This is a genomic window from Bradyrhizobium betae (genome assembly GCF_050632175.1).
Classification (GTDB): Bacteria; Pseudomonadota; Alphaproteobacteria; order Rhizobiales; family Xanthobacteraceae; genus Bradyrhizobium; species Bradyrhizobium betae_B.
Genome location: NZ_CP192576.1, coordinates 3,977,397 through 3,997,372 on the forward strand (window position 1 = coordinate 3,977,397; position 19,976 = coordinate 3,997,372).

Sequence of the window (19,976 nt, forward strand, 5' to 3'; positions counted from 1 at the left end):
AGGCAGCCGGGGCGAGGCGTACTTGGTTTAAGAAGCGCACCTGGGTTAAGAGGCGTACTTGGGTTAAGGCGCGCCGCGGGCTCGCTCAACCCCGCCTTCGCGGGGAAGGTCGGCGCGAGCGCCGGCCGGCGCTCTCCTGCCGCCGTATCGGAAACTTCGAGCCCGTGAAGCGCCATGCTCAGGCGCCGCCCGCCATGGCCGCAGCTTCCGCGGCGGCACGCTGCATGCTGGTGGACATCTCGTTGGTGACCGTACTCTGCTCCTCGATGGCGGCGGCCGTCGATGTCACGTATTCGCTGACATTGTTGATCGCCTGCTTGATGATGCTCAGCGCACCGACGACATCGCCGGAGATTCCATTCAGGTTGTCGATCTCCTGGGCGATCTTGTCGGTCGCCTGCTTGGCCTGGTTGGCGAGGCCCTTGACCTCCGAGGCGACCACGGCAAAGCCGCGGCCGGCTTCGCCGGCTCGCGCGGATCTCGATGGTGGCATTCAGCGCGAGCAGGTTGATCTGGCCGGTGATGTTGCTGATCAGCTCGACGATGCCGCTCATGGCCTGCGCGGCCTCGGTGAGGCGCTGCGCCTGAGCGTCGGCTGCCCCGACCTGCTCGACCGCGCCCATCGCGGTATCGCGTGATTTCGTCATGGCTTCCGAAATCTCGCGCACCGAGGCGTTGAGCTCCTCGGATCCGGCCGCGACCGATTCCATCATGCCGCGGACGCGCTCGTTGCCCATGCGGACCAGCACCTGCCTCGTGGTGTCGGTGGCATATTTGACCACCTTGAAGGGCTTGCCATTGAGATCGAGAATCGGATTGTAGGAGGCCTGGATGTAGACCTCCTTGCCGCCTTTGCCGATGCGCTTGTACTCGGCCGCCTGGTACTGCCCGCGGTTGAGCGCAGCCCAGAATTCGCGGTAGGCGGAGCCGTCGCGCTCGGACTGCTCGACGAACATGCTGTGATGCCTGCCCTTGATCTCCCCCAGCGCATAGCCGAGCGTATGCAGGAAATTCTCGTTGGCGGTGATGACCGTGCCGTCCATGTTGAACTCGATCACGGCCTGCGACTTGCCGATCGCCTCGATCTGCCCCGCCAGGTCGGCGTTGTGGATCTTGTCCGCGGTGACGTCGGTCGCGAACTTGACCACTCCGAACGGCTTGCCGTTGTCGTCCAGCACCGGGTTGTAGGATGCGAGGATCCAGACTTCCTTGCCGCCCTTGCCGATCCGCTTGAATTCGCCCGCCTGGTATTCGCCGCGGTTGAGCTTGCTCCAGAACTCGCGGTATGCCGCGCTGTCGCGGTCGGCTTGCGGAATGAACATGCTGTGGTGCTTGCCCTGGATCTCGGCGAGGGAATAACCGAGCGCATTCAGGAAGTTTTCGTTCGCCTCGACGATCGTGCCGTCCAGCTTGAACTCGATCACCGCCTGCGTCCTGTTGACGGCGGCGATCTTCGATGAATCCGCCATGCTGCGGAGCTTCTTGGCCGTAATATCGGTTGCGATCTTGACGACCTTGACCGGCTTTCCGTTGCCATCGAGCACCGGATTGTAGGAAGCTTCGATCCAGACCTCGCGACCGCCCTTGGCGATCCGCTTGAACTCGGCCGCCTGAAACTCGCCGCGGTTCAATGCCGCCCAGAATGCCTTGTATGCCGGGCCGTCGCGCTGATCGGCCGGCACGAACATGGAGTGGTGCTGGCCCCGGATTTCCTCGATCGAATAGCCGAGCGCATTGAGAAAATTCTGGTTGGCCGTGATGATCGTTCCGTCGGTGTCGAACTCGATCATGGCTTGCGAGCGGCCGATCGCATCGATCTGGGCCTTCGTGTCGCTACCGGTCTTGCGGCCAAACATGTCGTTGTCTCCCGACGCTCTATGGATATTGAAACACCTGGACGCCAAGCCGTTGCGAACCGTGGCTGCGTCTCCAAAGCTGTCGGATGGGATAACTGAACCGGATTATCAGAATGTTTGTCCGATCAAAGACACAATAGCCGGTTTCTGCCTTGGCGATTAACCTGACTCGAGGCTTCAATCCGTACGCCGGTGCTGGAGTAGTTTGCGCGGGGGCAAGTTTAAACGCCGCGCTAAAATGCCTATCGAAATCCAGCAACTCGTCGGTCGCAATGACGCCGACATTCCCCGGCGCGTCCGTAATTTTGTGGGCCGCTCCTTGAAAAAAAGATCATCCACATACCCATATTGGGTAGATGTTGCGGACCGTGCAATTCGCGGTCGGCAAGAGCGGCAATCCCGATGAGGTGACGAGCATCGCTCGCCGTCCCTGCAACTTCCAAATGGTGGCCGGCTAAACGACCCGTGTTAGACTCCGATCGCGGGGGGCTGATTTGCGTAACGTGTCATACCTTGATCGATATCCATTGTTTCGCACCTGCGACAGCGGGCTCGCGCGCGATTTCCTGTTCAGCGCCTATGGCGCCGATCGGTTCGACAGTCGCGACGTCGCCTTCGGCGTCCACGCCAACTTCGCACGGCTCAGCTCGATTGGACTGGCTTTCTGCTCCTACGCCGGTGCGGCGTCCCTCTCGTTTCCGGAGTCGGGAATCCTCCGGCAGTTCTTTTCCATCGCGGGGACGGCGAGCTTCCAGGCCAAGGCCGCGAGCCGGCCCATCGCGGGATGGAGCCCTATGATCGCGGGTGACTCGAGGCTGGATCTGGATTTTCCGGCCGGCTACCGGCAGTTGGTTGTCAGGATTGATACCTATGCCCTGGAGCGTCTGCTCAAGAGCGTGATCGGAGATCATGGCGACACGAGGTTGAGTTTCGTCGAAGACGATCCAGATCCGACGGTGATGACGCTGGTGCGGCAGGACGTTTTCAGGTTCGCCGAAGAACTGGAGAGGTTCGGGCAAGGTTACTTACCCATCGCGATGACCGAACTCGAGCGGAGCTTGATGATGCGAATGCTCCTGGCTCATCGGCATAATTTCAGCCAATGGCTGCACAAGGCGCCGTCGCGCGCCAATCGAACCGTCGTCGGTATCGTCGAATCCTACATCGAAACCCACTGGGATCAGCCGCTGGACCTCGAGAAGTTGGCGCGGATCGCAAACGTCAGCGTACGGACGGTATTCCGGGAGTTCGCAGAATCGGGACGTGGGTCGCCGGGCCTGTTTGCCAGGCAGGTTCGGCTCCGGAAGGCGGCAGAAATGCTGAGGCAGCCTGATGAGAACACCGGCGTGCTTGCGGTCGCGTTGAAGTGCGGCTTCCTGAACGCAGGTCGTTTTTCCGCCGAATACCAACGCGTCATCGGCGAGTTGCCGTCGGAGACTTTGGCGGCTGCGAAGCGGAGGTGGTAAACCGCCGGCCACCCTGCCTCACGCCCCCGCCACCACCGGTGCGAACACCACTTCGATCAGCGTGCCGGTGTTGGCCGTGCTCTTGATGTTGAACCGGGCGCGGTTGGCTTCGACCAGCGCTTTGGTCAGCGACAGGCTCAGCGCCGAGCTGTCCGAGGCGTCCCCGGGCGGCGGCGTGCGGAACGGCTCCATCGCGGCGGCGACCTCGCGCTCGGTGAGGCCATGGCCGGTGTCGCGGATGCGCAGGGCGATCTCGCCGCGGTCGGATAGCGCGGTCGAGACGATGACCTGCCCGCCGGCGCTGGCGAGCCGGATCGAGTTCGAGATCAGGTTCATGGTGATCTGCCGCATCGCGCGCGCGTCCGCCGTGACCTGCGGCAGCGCGTGCGCGAGCGAGGTGCGGATGATGATGCGCTCGCGATTGGCCTGGGGCTGCATCACCGTGACGCAGGCTTCGACCAGGTCGTTGAGGTTGAGGTTGGCGAAGTTGAGGTCGAGCTGGCCGGTCTCGATCCGCGACAGCTCCAGGAGATCGTCGATGATGGTGATGACGCGCTCGCCGGAGGCGCGGATGTCCTTCATGTATTCGCCGTAGCGCTCGTTGCCGAGCGTGCCGAAGCGTTCGGAGATCATCACCTCGGCAAAGCCGATGATGGCGTTGAGCGGCGTGCGGATCTCGTGGCTAATTCGCGCCAGCATGTCGGCCTTGGCGTTGGCGGCGCCGTCGGCGAGGCGCCGCGCGCTCTTCAGCTCGCTCTCGCCCTTCTTGCTCTGCGACAGGTCACGGAACACGGCGAAGAAGTTCGGGCCGTCGGGCCGCGTGCGGCCCATGATCATGGCGAGCGGAATCACGCCGCCCTTCTTCTCGCGGCCGAGCACCTCGCGGCCGTGGTCGAGCAGGCTCGCGATGTCCTGGCTCTTGAGGTTTTCCAGATAGTCGATGACGACATGCTGGCTCTCCGGCGCGAACAGCGTCACCAGATTGTGCTGCATCAGCGTTTCGCCGTCATAGCCGAACAGCGCTTCCGCGCTGCGGTTGCAGGCGTGGATGTTGCCTTCGGCATCGAACATCACGATGCCCTCGGCCGTGGTGTCGAGGATCGCGGCGAGATCTTCCGCATCGGCGTCGCCGGCCTCGGCCTGCGGCTCGAGCTCGGGCGCGTAAGGGAAGGATTCGGCGACGACGGGCTCGGGGGCGACGGGCGGCGCGACAACAGGTGCAGCCACGACAGGCGCGGCTTGCGGCAGCGCGCAGATCAGCGCATGCGCGCTCTCGCCATCCCAGTCGATCGTGTGCAGATGCGCTTCCGTTGTCGCCAGCGGCGCGTCGCCGGTGGCAAGCGTCGCGCTGATCGTCACCGGCGTGCCCGCCTGCGAGGTGCTGCTGGCCGACGAGACGCCCGGCTCGACATAGAGCGCATCGAGCCCGCCGGCATCCTCCAGCGCGTTGATGTCGGCATAGCCCATGCGCGCGAGGAAGGCGGGATTGGCGTAGAGCAGGCGGTCGAGCCGGTAGATCAGCATGCCCGTCGGCACCAGGTCGAGCAGCGCGCGGTCGCGCGTGCTGCCGTGCGCGGGCGGCGCGGGCTCGGTCAGCCACTGCGCCGGTGCGTGCGGCGGCTCGGGCTCCGGCGGCAGCGGTTCGGGTGGCACCTCCGCGGAGGGCGGCTCGAGGATGACAGAAGCGATCGTCTCGCGTTCGCGTTCGAGCCGTTCGGACAATTGCCGGGCGAGCTCGTTGAACGCGCTGTTCTCGACCGGCGTCAGCGTCGGCGATCTCGGATCACCGGCGGGACGGAACTGCACGACGTTGGGAGGCGGCGTTTCCACTGGCGTTTCCGGTTCGGTTGGGTGTGAAGTCGCTTTGAGGACGGGCTCGGGCAGTTCAGGCTCAGATGTCGGCGCAGGGGCTGCGGGCGGCTCGGCCGGCGGAGGCGGTGCCTCCGCGACAGGCTCGGGCTCCGGCGTTGGCTCTGGATCAGGCTCGACCACATCGGCCGACAGACCCTGCGGCGCCGGCGGTTCGACCAGCAGCTCATAGCGGCGGAGCGCTTCGAGCCGGTTGAGGCCGTCGAGATCGCGGCAGACGCCAAAGCCCCTGAAGCCCGCAAAATTGCGCGCGCTGTCGTAGACCGGCAGGCCGGCGAGCTCGACCGGCAGATGCTCGCCGCCGTCGGCCGGCCAGTTCACGGTGATCCCGGCCCAGGTGTCGTGGCTGCTGAGCGCCTGCGCGACGCGGCCCTCGGGATCGAGCGAAAATTCATCGGCGATCTCGTGCCAGGGGCGGCCGAAGCCGGCCGCCGTGTGCGCGCCCATCAGGCGGATGAACTCGTCCGAGCCGAGCACGAAGCGGCCGTCCGCATCCATCTGCCACAGGAAGCGCAGCGGATGCTGGCGCGGTGCAGGCGGCTCCGCGGGTGGCGGTTCGACCATGGCGGATGGGATCGGCGCGGCCTGCGGCGGCACAATGGCGTCCGGCGCGTTTTCAACCGGAGAGTCTGGCGCGGCCTCGCTGGCCTCGACAGCCTCTGCGGTATCAGGCGTCGTCTCCTGTGTCGCAGGCTCAGGCTCAGGCGCAGGCGCGATCGCCTCAGCGGGAGCGGGCGCTTCGACCGGCTCGGCGAACGCGTCGAACAGCGCGATCCCGCCGGCAGCATCAATCGAAGGCGGCGCCTCGACGCTGTCAGGCGCGTGGTGAACCTGCGCTTCAGGCGCGCTCTCCGCTGGGCTCTCGGAAGTCTCCGCGGCAGGCGCGGCATGCGTGGCCGCAGGCTCGATCAGCGCGATCAGTCCGACATCGGCGCCGGTGCCGACCCGTTGCAGCACCATCTGGCCGATGCCGATCGGCGTCTCGACGCGGCCTTCGCGCAGCGCATCGCTGCGCGCCTGTTCGAGCCCGGCCTCGCCGAGATCGCGAAAGCCGAGCAGGGCGCGCGCGGCTTCGCTGGCGCCGGCGAACATGCCGTCGGGCCCGAACGCCGCCATCGGCACCGTGGCGCCGTCGACCAGGCGATGCAGCCGCTCGATCAGCGGCATCGTGCGCAAGGCGGGATCCATCGCGGTGACCAGCACGCCATGGTGTCCGTCGGCAAACTCCAGCCGCGCGCAGCCGCAGGTCATCAGCGTGCCGAGCCGCGCGCCGAAGCCGCGCAGCCGTTCGAGTCTCATGGCACCGTTGGCGGGGAGCTGCAGGGCGAGCCGGACGATCTGGCGGCGATGGCTGTCGGCGGGGCCGAAGGTCTTGTTCGCCAGCACAGTCGCATTGGCTGCGCCGAACAGTTTTGCGCCGACCGGATTGGCCCAGAGCACGCGCGTGCCGTCGATCGACCAGAGCCAGGCGGGCAGGGATGAGGTCGCGTGCACCGCCAGCCTGGGATCGCCGACGCCTCGCAACTGGAAATCCGTTACTGTCATCCGACCGGCTTGTATCTCGCTGTCACGCCACAGACCATCAGACTGCCGGGAATGACAGCCTTAAGAAAGGGTTAGTATCGCCCGCGGGCGCGGGCAGGTCCACGGCCCCACCGTAACCAGGTAAGCCTAAAGCCGCGATAACCTTAATCCCTCCGCCCCCGCAACCCGCAGCCGGCCGGCATCCGCAGGATTCGGGCGGAAGGTTTCGCGATCAGACCCGACCAGCAACCTCAACGGAGGTGCGTTCCTCCCCCTTGCGGGGGAGGGCTAGGGAGAGGGGTAGCCCAGGAAAAGGTATGGGTTGTCACGGCGCGCGGCGGAAAGAGTCCCCGTGTGGCACCCCCTCCCTGCCCTCCCCCACAAGGCGGGAGGGAACGGAAAGACCGGCCCCTCAACCCCCGGTTCCCCACCTCGGGAACCTCACCCTCCCCGAGATTAAATTTTGCGCCGCACCCCCGCATCGCGTTGCGCTGCACAATGTTGACATGTTAGGCAGCGATACTACCCGGCGTTGGGCGAGCCGTTTTGTTTCGCGTATCCGGTTTCCGCACCGCTGAATGCAGGCCCGGATTGGGGGCCCGGCGGGCGCGCCAGTTGGCTCACCCCATATTTCATTATCGTGAGGGACAACCATGTCAGGTGCGACTGATCCATTCTCCGCCTCCGTCATCCCGTTCGAGGTTCCGGAGCAGGTGCGTGCGTTCGCCGAAAAGGGCGTTTCGCAGGCGCGCGAAAACTACGCCAAGTTCAAGGACGCCGCTGAAAGCCATAACGGCACCGTCGAGGCCGTGTTCTCCTCCGCCCACAAGGGCGCGAGCGAATACGCCGCCAAGGTGATGGAGTTCATGAAGGCCAACACCACCGCGCAGCTCGAGTTCACCCAGCAGCTCTTCAGCGTGAAGTCGCCGCAGGACGCGTTCGCGCTGTGGACCGGCCACTCCAAGACCCAGCTCGAGACCTTCCAGGCCCAGGCCAAGGAGCTCGCCGAGATCGCCCAGCGCACGGCCACCGCCGCCGCCGAGCCGATCAAGGCCAGCGCCGCCAAGCTCTACCCCGCCGCCTGAGCGGATCGGGTCTGAATGAGTTGAAAACCCGGGCCGCAACGCCCGGGTTTTTCTTCACCTCTCCCGCGCCTGTCCGCCGAAGCCTCTTGGCGAAGGCGGATGCGGGAGAGGCCGGGAGAGGGCTCTCTCCTCACCGGGAGTGCCGCCGCCAGGCGCGCGAGGGGAGCGCAACCTCGCTACGATCGCCATCAAGCCCGATTTCATTGTGCTGAGGGTGATTTACCCCGGTTTTTCGTCCGTTTGCGGCCTTGCCAAAAACGCCCGTTGCACCTAGTTTCCGCCCCGTCCAGCCCCCTTAGGTGACCGGCCCGTCAGGGCGCCCCAAGGCGCGGCTCGCAAGGATGCAGTTGTAGCTCAGTTGGTTAGAGCGCCTGTCTGTGGAACAGGAGGTCGGTGGTTCGAGCCCACCCAACTGTACCAGCGGGACACTTCTCGACCTATTTCGTTAGCCAGTTAGGAGCTTTGATTGGGTGGTTCGCGCTCTCGCGTGCGGCTATCCACCGAACTGCAATGCACAAGTTCATTTGGTGGCAAGCCCCGCCGTCTTCCGTTAAAGTTGCATTTTCGAGGTTCTTTTAAAGGGGCGCTACTCGATTGTCGCACGAAGCAATTTTGGACTCTCCGGCTGTGGAACGACTGAGTCAGCTCGTGGATGAATCAGTTCGCGCAAGCAGCGAGGGTGTAAGACATTTTGTGGAGCCGACGCCTGGTGTTCTCACAAAGGCGAAGAGCAAACGGCACAACATCATCTTCGGTCGACGCGGCTCTGGCAAATCAAGTCTCTTACAGAAGATACGCGCAGACTTGACGCTGGATCGAACTCCTATCGCGATGGTCGATCTTGAGACCTTCAAGCAGCACAGCTACCCAGACGTACTGTTGAGCATATTGATAAAGAGTTTCTCCGAGTTTCGGACTTGGCTCGATACTGCTGCAACAAACCCTTCAACCAAGACAAGCTTTTGGAAGAAACTTTTCGGCTCCGTTCCCAACCGACCCGGGTTCAATCGGGCCGAGACGAAAGCGCTGTCGATTGAATTCAGCAAAGTGATCAAGGGACTCGAAATTCTGCTGCATACCGCGGAGGAGGTGAAGTTCAAAGCTACGGAAGGAGCCGAAAGCTCAGATGAAGTGAAAGGCAGCGTCTCCGGAAAGCTCCCGTTCGTTGGATCGGAACTCTCAACTTCGCAAAGCGAGAGGACGCGATCGGAGGTGCAAAGCGAGTATTCGTCTAGGAAGATCGAAGTGCTTCACCGGCACATAATGAACTACCAGCAGCTCTTTGTGAGACTCTCCGCGCTGGCGGACGGCCCGTCCTATTTGCTTCTCGACGATCTGTATCACCTGAGGTTGGAAGATCAGGCCAATGTTGTCGACTATTTTCACAGAATTGCGAAGGGGACCAACCTCTGGCTCAAGGTTGGGACGATTAGGCACCGCTCGCGATGGTATGTGCATGGTCATCCACCGTTAGGCATGAAGTTGGGCGACGATGCAGATGAGGTCGATCTCGACGTTACCCTTGAGAGATATGAGGTGACGAAAGCTTTTTTGCTGAAGGTCCTCGGTCAGTTTGCGACCGAGGCATCCGTTTCACTATCAGATATAATGGCAGACGGAGCGCGTGATCGGTTAGTATTGGCTAGCGGCGGCGTGGCCCGCGACTTCCTTACAATGTTCAGCAAATCCATCCAAGTCGCGCGCGAGCGACTGCTCGGAGGTAAGGACGCGCGAGGGCCGAAAGTCGGCGTTGAGGATGTCAACCGTGCGGCGGGTCAGCAGGGAGCGTTCAAAGAGGAGGATTTCACAAGGGACACAGGCACAACTGAGGACCGCGATCGTTTGCAGGAGGTGTTCCGCAAGATTGTCGATTTTTGCATAGACAACAATGCAAATTGCATTTTAGTCGAGAAAGATCTGACAACATTTGAGACCGAGACGATCAACGAGCTCGTTGACCTAAAATATCTTCACCGTGCGAAGCTGCGCGTAACTGTTCGAGACCGCGGTCGGGCTGGTAGAGCGTTTGATGCCTACATGCTCGATCTGAGCATGTACACCGGTTCTCGCGCCCGAAGAGAATTCGAGATCATAAAATTTTGGGGCTCGGGCTCGGACGATGCGCTTCGTCGAGCAGGTTTGATATATATCGAAAGGCACGCTGCGTAGCTTGAGGCGAGCAACCGAGAACAGCCACAGCAGGTCGTTTTTGGGGGAAGAAATTGCACATCTTCATTGATGAAAGTGGATCGTTCTCCGGGTTTCATGCTGGGTCGATCAGCGTTGTCGGAGCGCTAATAATTCCTGACGTAATGATGAAGAAAGTCGCCTCGAAATACGAGAAGTTTCGGACGAGACTGCCCCAAGAGAAGGGGGAAGTGAAGGGACGGCTTCTCAACGAAAAGCAGGTTGATAAGGTTGTTACGCTCTTGGTTCGCAATGAAGCGCTCTTCGAGATAACAGCGTTGGATCTTGGACTGCACCAGGAGAATGCCGCCCGCGAGTATCAAAGGAAACTTGGTGAGCAAATGCTGGCAAAGGTCTCGATGTTTCGGGAGGACGTGCAGCCGGAAGTGAAAGGGGCTAGTGAGTATATTCAGAAGGTGCCTCTGAATTTGTTCCTCCAGGCGCTCACGACCTTTGATGTCCTGCATCACGTGATTACCAAGGCGACGACATTCTTCGCGCAGCGGAAGCCGTACGAGCTTGGGTCCTTCTCCTGGCGGGTTGACGGTAAAGAGAAAGCCAAGGTTACAAGGTGGGAGGAGTGGTGGGCGCATTACGCGCAGGGTGCTCTCGCGAACATGTCGCAGCGACGGCCCGCCATGATGCTCCCCGAGCAATTTAACGCGGATTACTCGCATTTTGAGAAGTTCGACGCGCAAGACGGGTCAAAAGAGAAGGGTACTTCAATGAAGCTATTGTTGAAGGACCTCCAGTTCTGCTCGGACGTGCAGTTTGGGCTTGAGTTTGTGGATATTTTAACAAACGCAGTTCGCCGCGCGCTCACCAATAATCTACAGAAGGAAGGGTGGCAGAATATCCATAGGCTAATGCTACACAATAACGACGGTCCGTATATCTCATTCGTCCTGTTCCAGGAGACTGGGGACATAGTTCATAACGCAACCTATGCGAACGTCGTGAATGAGGGTTTCAAAAATGATGGAAGATTGGTGCTGACTAAGCGAAATCTCGGACTTGCTTTAGACGATTTGCAGGGCGAAAAGCCGATAATTGCTGTATGAGGCCATCCCTGCGATTCCATTATTGTTACGGTGACAGTGCACCCTCTCGACGAAGAGAATGCCCCATCCGCAACGCTGCTTAAAGCCAGTTTTGTCCGCGGTCGCCGTAGCTCCCCGGTCCGCGATGCGCTATCGGTAGCTTGCCAAAGGCGTTCATCGACAAGCTACCCAGGCGAAAAACATCGTGACCTTCTTCGAGCGTCTCAAAACCGCAGCATCCGTCGAGTGGCTTGCCTACACCGAGCATCCCTTCACGAACGGCTTGGCGGACGGCTCGCTCCCTGAAGCTGCGTTTCGTCACTACCTCGTTCAGGACTATCTGTTCCTCATCGAGTTTGCGCGCGCCTATGCGCTCGCGGTCTACAAGTCGCCCCGGCTTGACGACATGCGTGAAGCAGCGAGCGGCCTCTCGGCGATCCTCGATGTTGAGATGAACCTGCATGTCAAACTCTGTGGCGAATGGGGTCTGTCCCCGGCCGATCTTGAACAGGCCCCGCCGGCGGCCGAGATGCTGGCCTATACGCGCTACGTGCTCGATGCCGGAATGCGCGGTGACCTGCTGGCGCTCAAGGTGGCGCTGGCGCCTTGCGTGATCGGCTACGCGGAGATCGCAACAAGGCTCGCCTCGCGCCCCCTCGCGGAGGCCGCGTCAAACGCCTATCGCGTCTGGATCGCCGAGTATGCCGGCGCGCCGTACCAGGAGGTCGCGGCCAAGGCGCAAGCGCACATGGAGCAGCTCGCCGATCGCTACGCCACGCCGGCCCGCGAGGCGGAACTGATTGCGATCTTCAGGGAAGCCACCCGGCTCGAGGCGGACTTCTGGGAGATGGCCTGGCGCGCGGGCCGTCCTGTTCAATAAGCCTTTCGGCCGTCGTCAGGCCATGACATGAAAGTTCTGCAGTGAGGGTGGATTCCGGCGACAATACTCGAAACGCCACGACACTACGGGGGATCGAAGCCGGATCGCTGGGAGTAATTCTATAGCCCGCTCTAGAGGGCCCGGGCTACCTGCAGTAGTTTAAGAGGTGTGTTGTAATTTAGATACAACTAAAGATTTTGAGCTTTGATGCGCTACTTGTGCTTGCATGGTACGCGTGGTCCGTGGCCTGATTGCACCTATTGCAAAGGAGACATACTCAGGAGAAGAACATGCCCCCTCATCCACCACCGTGTTTACCTGATGAAAGACAATGGGGAAATTTGTGTTACCCAAAGATCGATGCGCTCCGCATCATGAAGTCCGGCGACAATTTTGATTTTGTGCTTGGCGATGTGCCAAGCGAGCTGCTTCCTGAGCTCGCCAAGTCGGCCGGTGATCAGGGCGCACTGGTCGTAAAGAAGAACGATCCGGGCTTTGAAGTGACCATCAAGTCCTTGCCGCGAGGCGAAGCAACCGAACTGCTGAAGCAGCTCCAGCCCGATTCCGGCGTCAAGCTGCCCGATTGAGGCGTCGCAAAATGTCCAATCTCTCCTCAAGGACGACCGCAATAGCGCTCATCCTAACTATCCCGCTTGCCGGTTGTGGCTTTACGCCACCCAGGCTCACCGAGGGGTGGGAGGCCCAGGACATCGGCACCGACATGGTGTTCAACATCAAGCGCAACATTTTCTGCGAGACCATTAGGGCCATACGCGAGGTCAACAAGATTCCGACCAGCTTTGGGCCGGCGATACCGTCGGACTATGGTGTCCAACTGCAGATGACATTGACGATCGCGGAAAGCTCGGCCGTCACTCCTAACCTCACCTACAACCGCACGCTTACGGACGGAATGGAAGCCGGCAATTCGATCGGTCGCAGCTGGGGCGTCGGCCTTTCGGGCGAGCTGTCATCGACGGCGACGCGTACGGATACGACCTATTCTTATTGGGGCGTCGCCAACATCGCTGGTCCGGGCAAAAACAAGAAGATGTGCGATGTGGTTGATTGGCCAATCGATCAGAATATGAGCTCGCTGTTCGTGAAGTCAGATCTGGGAATCGAGAGGTTCTTGCGGGATCACGTAATGGCCGCGGATCTGCTTTATTCATCGAAGCCAATGGGCGACAAGAAGCCCGAAAAGGTCGATGTCTATAGCTACGATCTGAAGTTCGTAGTGGTATCGAGTGGTGGTGTCAGTCCTCAATTCAAGCTCATTCCGCTCTCTGGAGGAGGGACGCCGATACTTAATGTGAACCGAACGCGGACACATGAATTGCTGCTGACCTTTGGGCCGACTGGCCCCAACGGATATACGCCCTCGGACATCTCGTTCAGTCAGCACCTCACGAACCAGCTCAATTCCTCGCTCGGCAGAAGAAGGCTCTTGCCTTGATAAACCGACTTAACGATGGTTAGGAGGTGCGACCGCAGTCCGCGACTGCGAGGCGTACCCGACGCCTGCCTCCCGGATTGGATTAAGCCGCGCGGGTGCGAATTCCTGCTGCTCGCGCTGAGGGCTCAGCCGAGACAAGCCGGCCTCGATGATCTCGATGTCGTCCGCGAGCGTGGCAATCATACATACTGCTGGTGTCCATGTCGGCGACCGCCTTCGCCGAGTCCAGCATCGCGGCACGATGGGCTCGCAGCGTTTGTAGTGCCTCGCGATCTCCCAGGCGCACATAGCCGTCCACGATCAGCGATAGGGCAAGCGACATTCGCGTCCGGCTCAATGCGCGTGCAGCGCGCGATATCCCGCGTTTCGCAGCTTCAGGACTTGCAGGGTTGCGGATTCGGCCGCGGACGCGCGCGAGGTCACGTACATCTGCGACGCCATGAAGAGACAGATCGAAAATGCAATCGTCGTCGTCGCACTCGCGATCTGGTGCCAGGCCCGCATCGATGTCTCTCCCGCCAAATAGTTCCGGATTCAAAAGCGGCAGGGCGGCCATTCGTTCCTTCATTCGGGAAGAATCGGCAATTTGCGCGGCGGACCTTTTTGGCGTCCAGGGGGTTTGTCACTGCGGCAGGGACAGACAACGCTGAGGAGCTGAACAATGAACGGAATTATCTATATCGTCGGTCTCGTCGTCGTGGTTGGCGCAATTCTGTCGTTCCTGGGACTGCGTTGATCCCAGCGAGGACGCGCCTGGCGGCCTAGGTAAGACGTGCCACCACCATCACCACCACCGGCAACGTCACCGCCGCCAGCAGCGTCCCCAGCGCCACCGCGCCCGACACCGGGTTCACCAGCCGCTTGTACTGAACCGCGAAGATGTACGCGTTGGCGCCGGTCGGCATCGCCGCGAATAGCACGATCACGCCGGCCGCGACCGGCGGCAGGCCGAGCAGTTTTGCCAGCACGAACGCGGCCGCCGGCATCGCCAGCAGCTTGAGCGCGCACAGCACGACCACGCTCAACATCTCGCCCTTCACCTCGAACCGGAACAGATTGATGCCGAGCGCGATCAGCGCCGCCGGCGATCCCGCCTGCGCCAAGAGTTCGATGGTCCTGTCGACGACGGGATTGAGGCCGAGTCCGGTGAAGCGCCAGACGACGCCAAGGCCGATCCCCAGCATCAGCGGATTGCGCGCGAGATCCGCGAGCACGGGCCGGATCACCGACAGGGGCGAACCGCCGGGCTTGCGGCTGACGAGTTCCATCTGCAGGATGCCGCAGAGCCAGAGCAGCGGCGTGTTCACCGACAGGATCAGCGCCATCGGTCCCGCCGCCTCGTTGCCCAGCGCCGAGAGCACCAGCGGAATGCCGAGCATCACGATGTTGCCGTAGACCGAGCCGATCGCGAACACGACGCCGTCCTCGTGGTCCTCGCGGCGCGCGCGCAGCAATGTCGAGATCGCCAGCGCCGCGATCCAGATGATCGCGAGCGCGCCGTAATAGGCGCCCCACATTCGCCAGGGGCTGACGTCGGGGAATTCCGAGACGACGATGGTGCGGAACAGCAGCGCCGGGATCGCGATGCTGAAGGCGAATTCGGAGATGCCCTTGTGCGCGGTCTCCGAGACGAAGCGGAACAGCACCGCCGCATAGCCCGCCGCGATCAGGGCGAACACCGGCGCGACGATCAGAACGGTGGCCATGCGCCCCTCGCTTCACGGGGACTTGGACTGGCCACCCCTCACACTCTCGATGATCGCATTATGCCGCTGTTTTGCCCGACGTGTCAAAGCCAAATTCGTAAAATCCGTAAGTGCGTCCGGAATGCGCAGCATTCGTCCGGACTTGGCTACTGTGCATGGGGTTGTTTTCAGATTTTTGTTTTGGGCGTCCCCACACAGCTGTCATCCCCCGCGAAGGCGGGGATCCAGTACGCCGCGGCTTCTCGGGGGTACGTTTGACGTCTCTGGAATACTGGGTCACCCGCCTTCGCGGGTGACGACAGCTGAAAGTGCAGTCTGTCCCGCGCCCGCTCTCCCGCCTGTTGCCGAGAGCGCACACGTTGCGCCTTTCGCATTCCCGCGCGTTGCCAACGAACCGCCGTTCACCCACACTCCGCATCGACTCGACATGCAGGGGGTATCGATGCCGGCGTTCCGTTTTCAGAAGTTCGTTCTTGCTGCCGTCTCGGGGCTCGCCCTGGCCGTTCTGGTCCAGCCCGGTACGGGCTTCGCCTACACGCAGGAGGAACAGCAGGCCTGCTCGCCCGATGCGATGCGGCTGTGCGGCGAGTTCGTGCCGAATGTCGATGCCATCACCGCCTGCATGGTCAGGAAGAAGGCGCAGCTCTCGCCGCAGTGCAAGGTGTTCTTCCGCCCGGGACCCGAGCCGGCCGAAGTCCGCGCCGGCAAGCCGACCAATATCGCGCCGAAGGCGGCGAAGACGAGCACCAAGCCGAAGGCGACCAAGAAGAAGAAGACCGAGGGTTGAGCCCCGCCACCCGCGCGTTCCTTTCCTGAAACTCCGACCATGCCCGGGCTGCCGCGCGGTTTCGCGCTCGACGTCCCGGGCATTTGCGTGTCCGGCCGGGCCGCCGAGGACTCATCAGCCCCGCGCCAGCTACCGGACTCCTTTTGTTCGCCTGAGCATGCGGATGCCTGCGACAATTCCAGACGCGTGCGATGGAAGAGAGCCGCGGGCAGGTTTGCGCGGGGAGGTTGCGTTCCGGTTTTTCCTGCATGGCGGGCCCGGAAAACGCGTGACTGCCTGCAGGAAAGGCATTTCATTGCAATTCGTATCTGCGTCGCGGGCCGCAGTGTGACTCAAAAGCCAACACGTCTTGTTATTTCGTGGCCGTAACGCAACTCACGATAAATTTTTCTTTCACGAATCAGCGTGGTGATTCATTTTCAGACTACGGGGTCAATCTGGAGGCCAAGGGTATGAACGTTATTGTTTTCGCATCGCGTAAAGGCGGCTCGGGCAAAAGTACCCTCGCCGCGCATCTCGCCGCGCAGATCAAGGCGAGCAAGCAGGTGATGCTCGTGGACGCGGATCCGCAGGGTTCGCTCACGCTGTGGCACAAGCTGCGTGGCACCAACGAGCCGCCGATCAAGCCTGCCGTGAACTCGGTCAGCGGCATCGTCTCCGCTGCGAAGCGCGACGGATATGAATGGGTGTTGATCGATACGCCGCCGAACCTGTCGGCCGTGGTCGACGACGCCATCCGCAACGCCACCATGGTGGTGATCCCAGCCCGTCCCGGCGTGTTCGACGTCAACGCGGTGCAGGAAACGATTCAGATGTGCCGCGCGGCGCGCAAGCCCTACGCGGTCGTGCTCAACGGTGCCCCGGCGCGCCGCGACGAATCCGAAAGCCCGATTGTCACCATCGCCCGCGAGGCGCTTGCCAAATTCCGTGCACCGGTGTGGGGCGGCCAGATCACCAACCGTACCGACCTGCTGATGGCGCTGAGCCATGGCGAAGGCGCGCGGGAATATCAGGCCGAGAGCCGTGCGGCTCAGGAAATCGCAAGGCTGTGGGCAGCGATCGAGCGTTCGGTGAAAGCCATTCGCGGCACGGCGTCGGCATCCGGCGCGATGCACAAGCAGGCCGCCTGATTTCAACCAACAATCCCCGGACGAGAACGCGCGGCTCTCCGCGCGTTTTGCGTTTCGGGATGTTATGAAGTCAAGCTACCATCAGCATGTAGAACACGATCACCGGCGACAGCGTCAGGATCACCGACCAGATGCCGACGGCCCAGAGGATGTCCTCGGTGGTGAAGCTCTCTTCGGTGGTACAGGCCTGCTGTCCTGCGTCGTAATGCGACGCCACTTCGTTCCGACTATTCACTAAACGCCCCCGCGATTTCTTCGCTTATGAGCGTGGACGATACGCACGATGTTTTAAAATTCCGGGTCGCAATCCCCTGCGCATTTGGAGCGCATTTGTGACCTCCGTTTAACCATCGCGCGGGCTGGCGTCAGCCGACGAGCCAGACCCGAACCAGCAGCACCGGGATCAGGCCGAGCATCACCGCCCAGAACCCGAACGACGATACGACCAGAATTCCCTGCAAGAGATCGGCGGGCGCGAACTGGCTCGCGGCCGTAGGCCGGGTGCGATGCCCCATGATCATTCCCCCTTTGAAGGACTTTGAACGGGAACGATAGGCGCGGTCGCGTAAACGAGACGTGGACGCGCCATGCGGCGGCTGCGAAGGCCGTTGGGGCGGGGTTAACCAAGGTGACACTGCGCCATCCTTCCGCCGTCATTCCGGGGCGCGACGAGGTCGCGAGCCCGGAATGACGAAAACGAGCGCCTACGCCGCAACTCTCATCCGCCGCTCGATCTCGCGATCGATCGTGGCGGCAAGCTCGCTGCCGACCTCCACCATCGGCAGGCGCACTTCGGGGCTGTCGATCAGGCCGCTGCGCCACAGCCAATACTTCGCCGGCGCCGGGCTCGGCTCGGTGAACAACAGGCGCGTCAGCTCGGATACCTCGTGCCAGCGCGCCAGCGCCGCATCCTGGTTGCCGCGCGTCAGCTCGGCCTGCACGGCCGCAAACGTCGCGGTCTCGACATGGGCCGACAGCACGATGCCGCCGTCGGCGCCGTCGACCAGCGCCTCGAAGTAATTCGGATCCTCGCCGGTCAGTACACGGAATCCCTTCGGGCGGTCGCGCAGCAGTGCGATGGACTGCTCGCGGCTGGCGCCGCAATCCTTCAGCCCGACGATGTTCGGATGCTCGGCAAGCCGCAGCAAGGTCTGGTTGGTGATGTTGACCGAGGTCCGATAGGGGATGTTGTAGAGCGCCAGCGGCCATGCGGCATGATCGGCCAGCGCCTCGAAATGCGCCAGCAGGCCGCGCTGCGACGGCCGCACGTAATAGGGGCTCGCGATCAGATAACCGTCGATCGGCCAGTCCGCGGTTTCATCAAGCCGCTCCTTCAGCCGCGCGGTGTCGGCGCCCGACAATCCCAGGCAGAGCGGAACGGAGCGCCGCCCCGCCGCCATCTCGTCGCGCACCACGGCAACCAGGCGTTCGAGCTCGGCATCGCGCAGCGTCATGCCTTCACCCGAGGTTGCGCCGAGGATGAAACCGTCGACGGCTTGTGCGCTGTAGTGCCGCGTCAGCCGCCGCAGCGACGTCTCGTCGAGACGTCCGTCGCGAAACGGCGTCACCAGCGGCAGCCACAATCCGTGCAAATGATCTTCCAGACCGGTCATGTTCTTTTCTCCTTCTCGTAAAAACCTGAGACGGAGGGCACATGAAAAAACCCCGTCCAGGTGGCGGGGTTTTCGGGATTTGGCTCGCGATGACGAAGTCGATATTAGCGCGCGCAAAAATCCGAGGCCCCGGGATGGGGGCCTTTTTTCGAAACGATTGCGCACGACTTCGTGATCATTTGTAAATGATGCTGGCTACGTCAAAAACTGTCAATACACGCGGAAAGCGAAAGCCGGACTGGACAGAAAAAAGCCGGACCCAGAGGGCCCGGCTTGAGGTATTGGCCACGTGAGGCCGACACAATCACCTTCCAAGAGGGATTACTGAACTCCCGCGCCACTGGAGGAGGGGGACAAATGCGCAACGCGAAGGCTCAGCGTGCAAGCAGTATGGGCTTGACGTGCGCCATGCAGCAAGCGTCCAAGCCGCATGTCAGACATGCGGAAATCAGGAAGGCCAGCGCTGCGCCTTGCTCACCACGAAGTCGCGGAACACCTGCACGCGCGCGACCGTTTTCAACTCCTCGGGATAGACGAAGTACGTGTCGAGCTGGATCGAATCCGATTCGCCGAACAGTTGTACGAGCCGGCTCTGTTCTTCGATCAGGTAATCCGGGAGTGCCGCGATACCGAGTCCCTGCTGGCAGGCGCGCACGAGACCGAGGATGTTGTTGACCTTGAAATAGGCTTCGCGCGGACCCGAGCCGTTGCGGCCGGCTTCGACCAGCCAGTTGCGGTTCTGAAGATGCGGCGCGAAGCTGCCGTCCGAGAGCGTGATGATGCGGTGAGCGTCGAGCTCTTCCAGCGTGCGCGGCGTACCGAAGCGCTTGATGTAGTCCGGCGAGCAATAGGCGTGGAAGCCCATCGCGAACAGTTTTCGCTGGATGAGATCCGGCTGCGTCGGCTTGCGGGTGCGGATCGCGACATCGGCCTCGCGCATCGACAGGTCCAGCTCCTCGTCGGTGACGATCAGCGAGATCCGGATCTCGGGATAGAGCGCGGTGAACTCGCCGAGCCGCGGGATCAGCCAGTTGATGCCGACGCCGGGCGTGGTGGTGATCTTGAGGTCGCCGCTCGGCCGCTCCCGGCTGTCGGTCAGCTTGGCGCGCGCCGCCTGCAGCTGCATGAACACGTCATGTGCGGTGCGGAACAGCAGGTCGCCCTGCTCGGTGAGGATCAGGCCGCGGGCGTGGCGGTGGAACAGCGAGACCGAAAGCTCCTGCTCCAGCGCCGAGACCTGGCGTGACACCGCCGATTGCGACAGGCCGAGCTGCTCGCCCGCATGCGTGAAGCTGCCCGCTTCCGCCGCCGCGTGAAACACCTTCAGCTTGTCCCAATCCATATCCGTAAATCCGTCGCGTGTTCGAGGCATGATCT

Annotated in this window: 17 protein-coding genes, 1 tRNA gene and 1 pseudogene; 11 read left to right on the forward strand and 8 right to left on the reverse strand. The window is 62.0% G+C overall.

Annotation, left to right across the window (positions count from 1 at the left end; translation table 11 throughout):
* Positions 1–178: 178 nt before the first annotated feature.
* Positions 179–1,808 (reverse strand): annotated as a pseudogene (locus ACQ86E_RS19185) (methyl-accepting chemotaxis protein).
* Between ACQ86E_RS19185 and ACQ86E_RS19190 the strand changes: the two are divergent.
* Both ACQ86E_RS19190 and ACQ86E_RS19195 read left to right on the forward strand, forming a co-directional pair.
* Positions 1,692–1,955 (forward strand): hypothetical protein, encoded by a 264-nt coding sequence (locus ACQ86E_RS19190; RefSeq protein ID WP_431206648.1) that lies wholly within the window; start codon positions 1,692–1,694, stop codon positions 1,953–1,955. The pseudogene ACQ86E_RS19185 and the gene ACQ86E_RS19190 overlap by 117 nt on opposite strands.
* A 428-nt stretch (positions 1,956–2,383) precedes the next feature.
* The gene (locus ACQ86E_RS19195; protein WP_431201317.1) at positions 2,384–3,322 is read left to right on the forward strand and encodes an AraC family transcriptional regulator; all 939 of its coding nucleotides are present in this window, start codon (positions 2,384–2,386) and stop codon (positions 3,320–3,322) included.
* An 18-nt stretch (positions 3,323–3,340) separates the two neighbouring features.
* Here the strand turns inward: ACQ86E_RS19195 and ACQ86E_RS19200 are convergent, their stop codons facing one another.
* Positions 3,341–6,736, reverse strand: coding sequence for a PAS domain-containing protein (locus tag ACQ86E_RS19200; protein WP_431201318.1), 3,396 nt, complete (start codon positions 6,734–6,736; stop codon positions 3,341–3,343).
* Positions 6,737–7,368: 632 nt separating this feature from the next.
* On the opposite strand from ACQ86E_RS19200, the gene ACQ86E_RS19205 reads away from it, so the two are divergent.
* The 7 genes from ACQ86E_RS19205 to ACQ86E_RS19235 all read left to right on the forward strand — a co-directional run bounded on the left by ACQ86E_RS19205 (position 7,369) and on the right by ACQ86E_RS19235 (position 13,363).
* Positions 7,369–7,800 (forward strand): phasin, encoded by a 432-nt coding sequence (locus ACQ86E_RS19205; RefSeq protein ID WP_431201319.1) that lies wholly within the window; start codon positions 7,369–7,371, stop codon positions 7,798–7,800.
* Positions 7,801–8,143: 343 nt separating this feature from the next.
* A tRNA-His gene (locus tag ACQ86E_RS19210) sits at positions 8,144–8,220 on the forward strand.
* 228 nt (positions 8,221–8,448) lie between these two features.
* Positions 8,449–9,969, forward strand: a complete 1,521-nt coding sequence (locus ACQ86E_RS19215; protein WP_431201320.1) for a hypothetical protein — start codon at positions 8,449–8,451, stop codon at positions 9,967–9,969.
* Positions 9,970–10,022: 53 nt separating this feature from the next.
* Positions 10,023–11,048 carry a hypothetical protein gene (locus tag ACQ86E_RS19220; RefSeq protein ID WP_431201321.1) on the forward strand — a complete coding sequence of 342 codons (1,026 nt, stop codon included), beginning with the start codon at positions 10,023–10,025 and terminating at the stop codon, positions 11,046–11,048.
* Positions 11,049–11,232: 184 nt separating this feature from the next.
* Positions 11,233–11,907 (forward strand): thiaminase II, encoded by a 675-nt coding sequence (gene tenA, locus ACQ86E_RS19225; protein ID WP_431201322.1) that lies wholly within the window; start codon positions 11,233–11,235, stop codon positions 11,905–11,907.
* A 290-nt stretch (positions 11,908–12,197) separates the two neighbouring features.
* Positions 12,198–12,494, forward strand: a complete 297-nt coding sequence (locus ACQ86E_RS19230; protein ID WP_431201323.1) for a hypothetical protein — start codon at positions 12,198–12,200, stop codon at positions 12,492–12,494.
* A gap of 11 nt (positions 12,495–12,505) precedes the next feature.
* The gene (locus ACQ86E_RS19235; protein ID WP_431201324.1) at positions 12,506–13,363 is read left to right on the forward strand and encodes a hypothetical protein; all 858 of its coding nucleotides are present in this window, start codon (positions 12,506–12,508) and stop codon (positions 13,361–13,363) included.
* Between the two features lie 82 nt (positions 13,364–13,445).
* Here ACQ86E_RS19235 and ACQ86E_RS19240 read toward each other — a convergent pair whose 3' ends face one another.
* Both ACQ86E_RS19240 and ACQ86E_RS19245 read right to left on the reverse strand, forming a co-directional pair.
* Entirely contained in the window at positions 13,446–13,919 is a 474-nt protein-coding gene (locus ACQ86E_RS19240) for a hypothetical protein (protein WP_431201325.1), read from the reverse strand.
* Positions 13,920–14,124: 205 nt separating this feature from the next.
* Positions 14,125–15,069, reverse strand: a complete 945-nt coding sequence (locus ACQ86E_RS19245; RefSeq protein ID WP_431201326.1) for an AEC family transporter — start codon at positions 15,067–15,069, stop codon at positions 14,125–14,127.
* Positions 15,070–15,511: 442 nt separating this feature from the next.
* Between ACQ86E_RS19245 and ACQ86E_RS19250 the strand changes: the two genes are divergently transcribed.
* Entirely contained in the window at positions 15,512–15,856 is a 345-nt protein-coding gene (locus ACQ86E_RS19250) for a hypothetical protein (protein ID WP_431201327.1), read from the forward strand.
* Between the two features lie 452 nt (positions 15,857–16,308).
* On the forward strand, positions 16,309–16,986 hold the full coding sequence (locus ACQ86E_RS19255) for an AAA family ATPase (RefSeq protein WP_431206506.1): 678 nt from the start codon (positions 16,309–16,311) through the stop codon (positions 16,984–16,986).
* 70 nt (positions 16,987–17,056) lie between these two features.
* On the opposite strand, the gene ACQ86E_RS19260 is transcribed toward ACQ86E_RS19255, so the two are convergent.
* The 4 genes from ACQ86E_RS19260 to ACQ86E_RS19275 all read right to left on the reverse strand — a co-directional run bounded on the left by ACQ86E_RS19260 (position 17,057) and on the right by ACQ86E_RS19275 (position 19,971).
* Positions 17,057–17,221: a hypothetical protein gene (locus ACQ86E_RS19260; protein ID WP_431201328.1), complete on the reverse strand. Its 165-nt coding sequence runs from the start codon at positions 17,219–17,221 to the stop codon at positions 17,057–17,059.
* Positions 17,222–17,351: 130 nt separating this feature from the next.
* Positions 17,352–17,501 carry a hypothetical protein gene (locus ACQ86E_RS19265; protein WP_015688442.1) on the reverse strand — a complete coding sequence of 50 codons (150 nt, stop codon included), beginning with the start codon at positions 17,499–17,501 and terminating at the stop codon, positions 17,352–17,354.
* A 189-nt stretch (positions 17,502–17,690) separates the two neighbouring features.
* Positions 17,691–18,599 (reverse strand): 4-hydroxy-tetrahydrodipicolinate synthase family protein, encoded by a 909-nt coding sequence (locus ACQ86E_RS19270; RefSeq protein ID WP_431201329.1) that lies wholly within the window; start codon positions 18,597–18,599, stop codon positions 17,691–17,693.
* Between the two features lie 448 nt (positions 18,600–19,047).
* A complete protein-coding gene (locus tag ACQ86E_RS19275) occupies positions 19,048–19,971 on the reverse strand; it encodes a LysR family transcriptional regulator (protein WP_041748541.1) in 924 nt (307 codons plus the stop codon).
* Positions 19,972–19,976 lie beyond the last annotated feature (5 nt).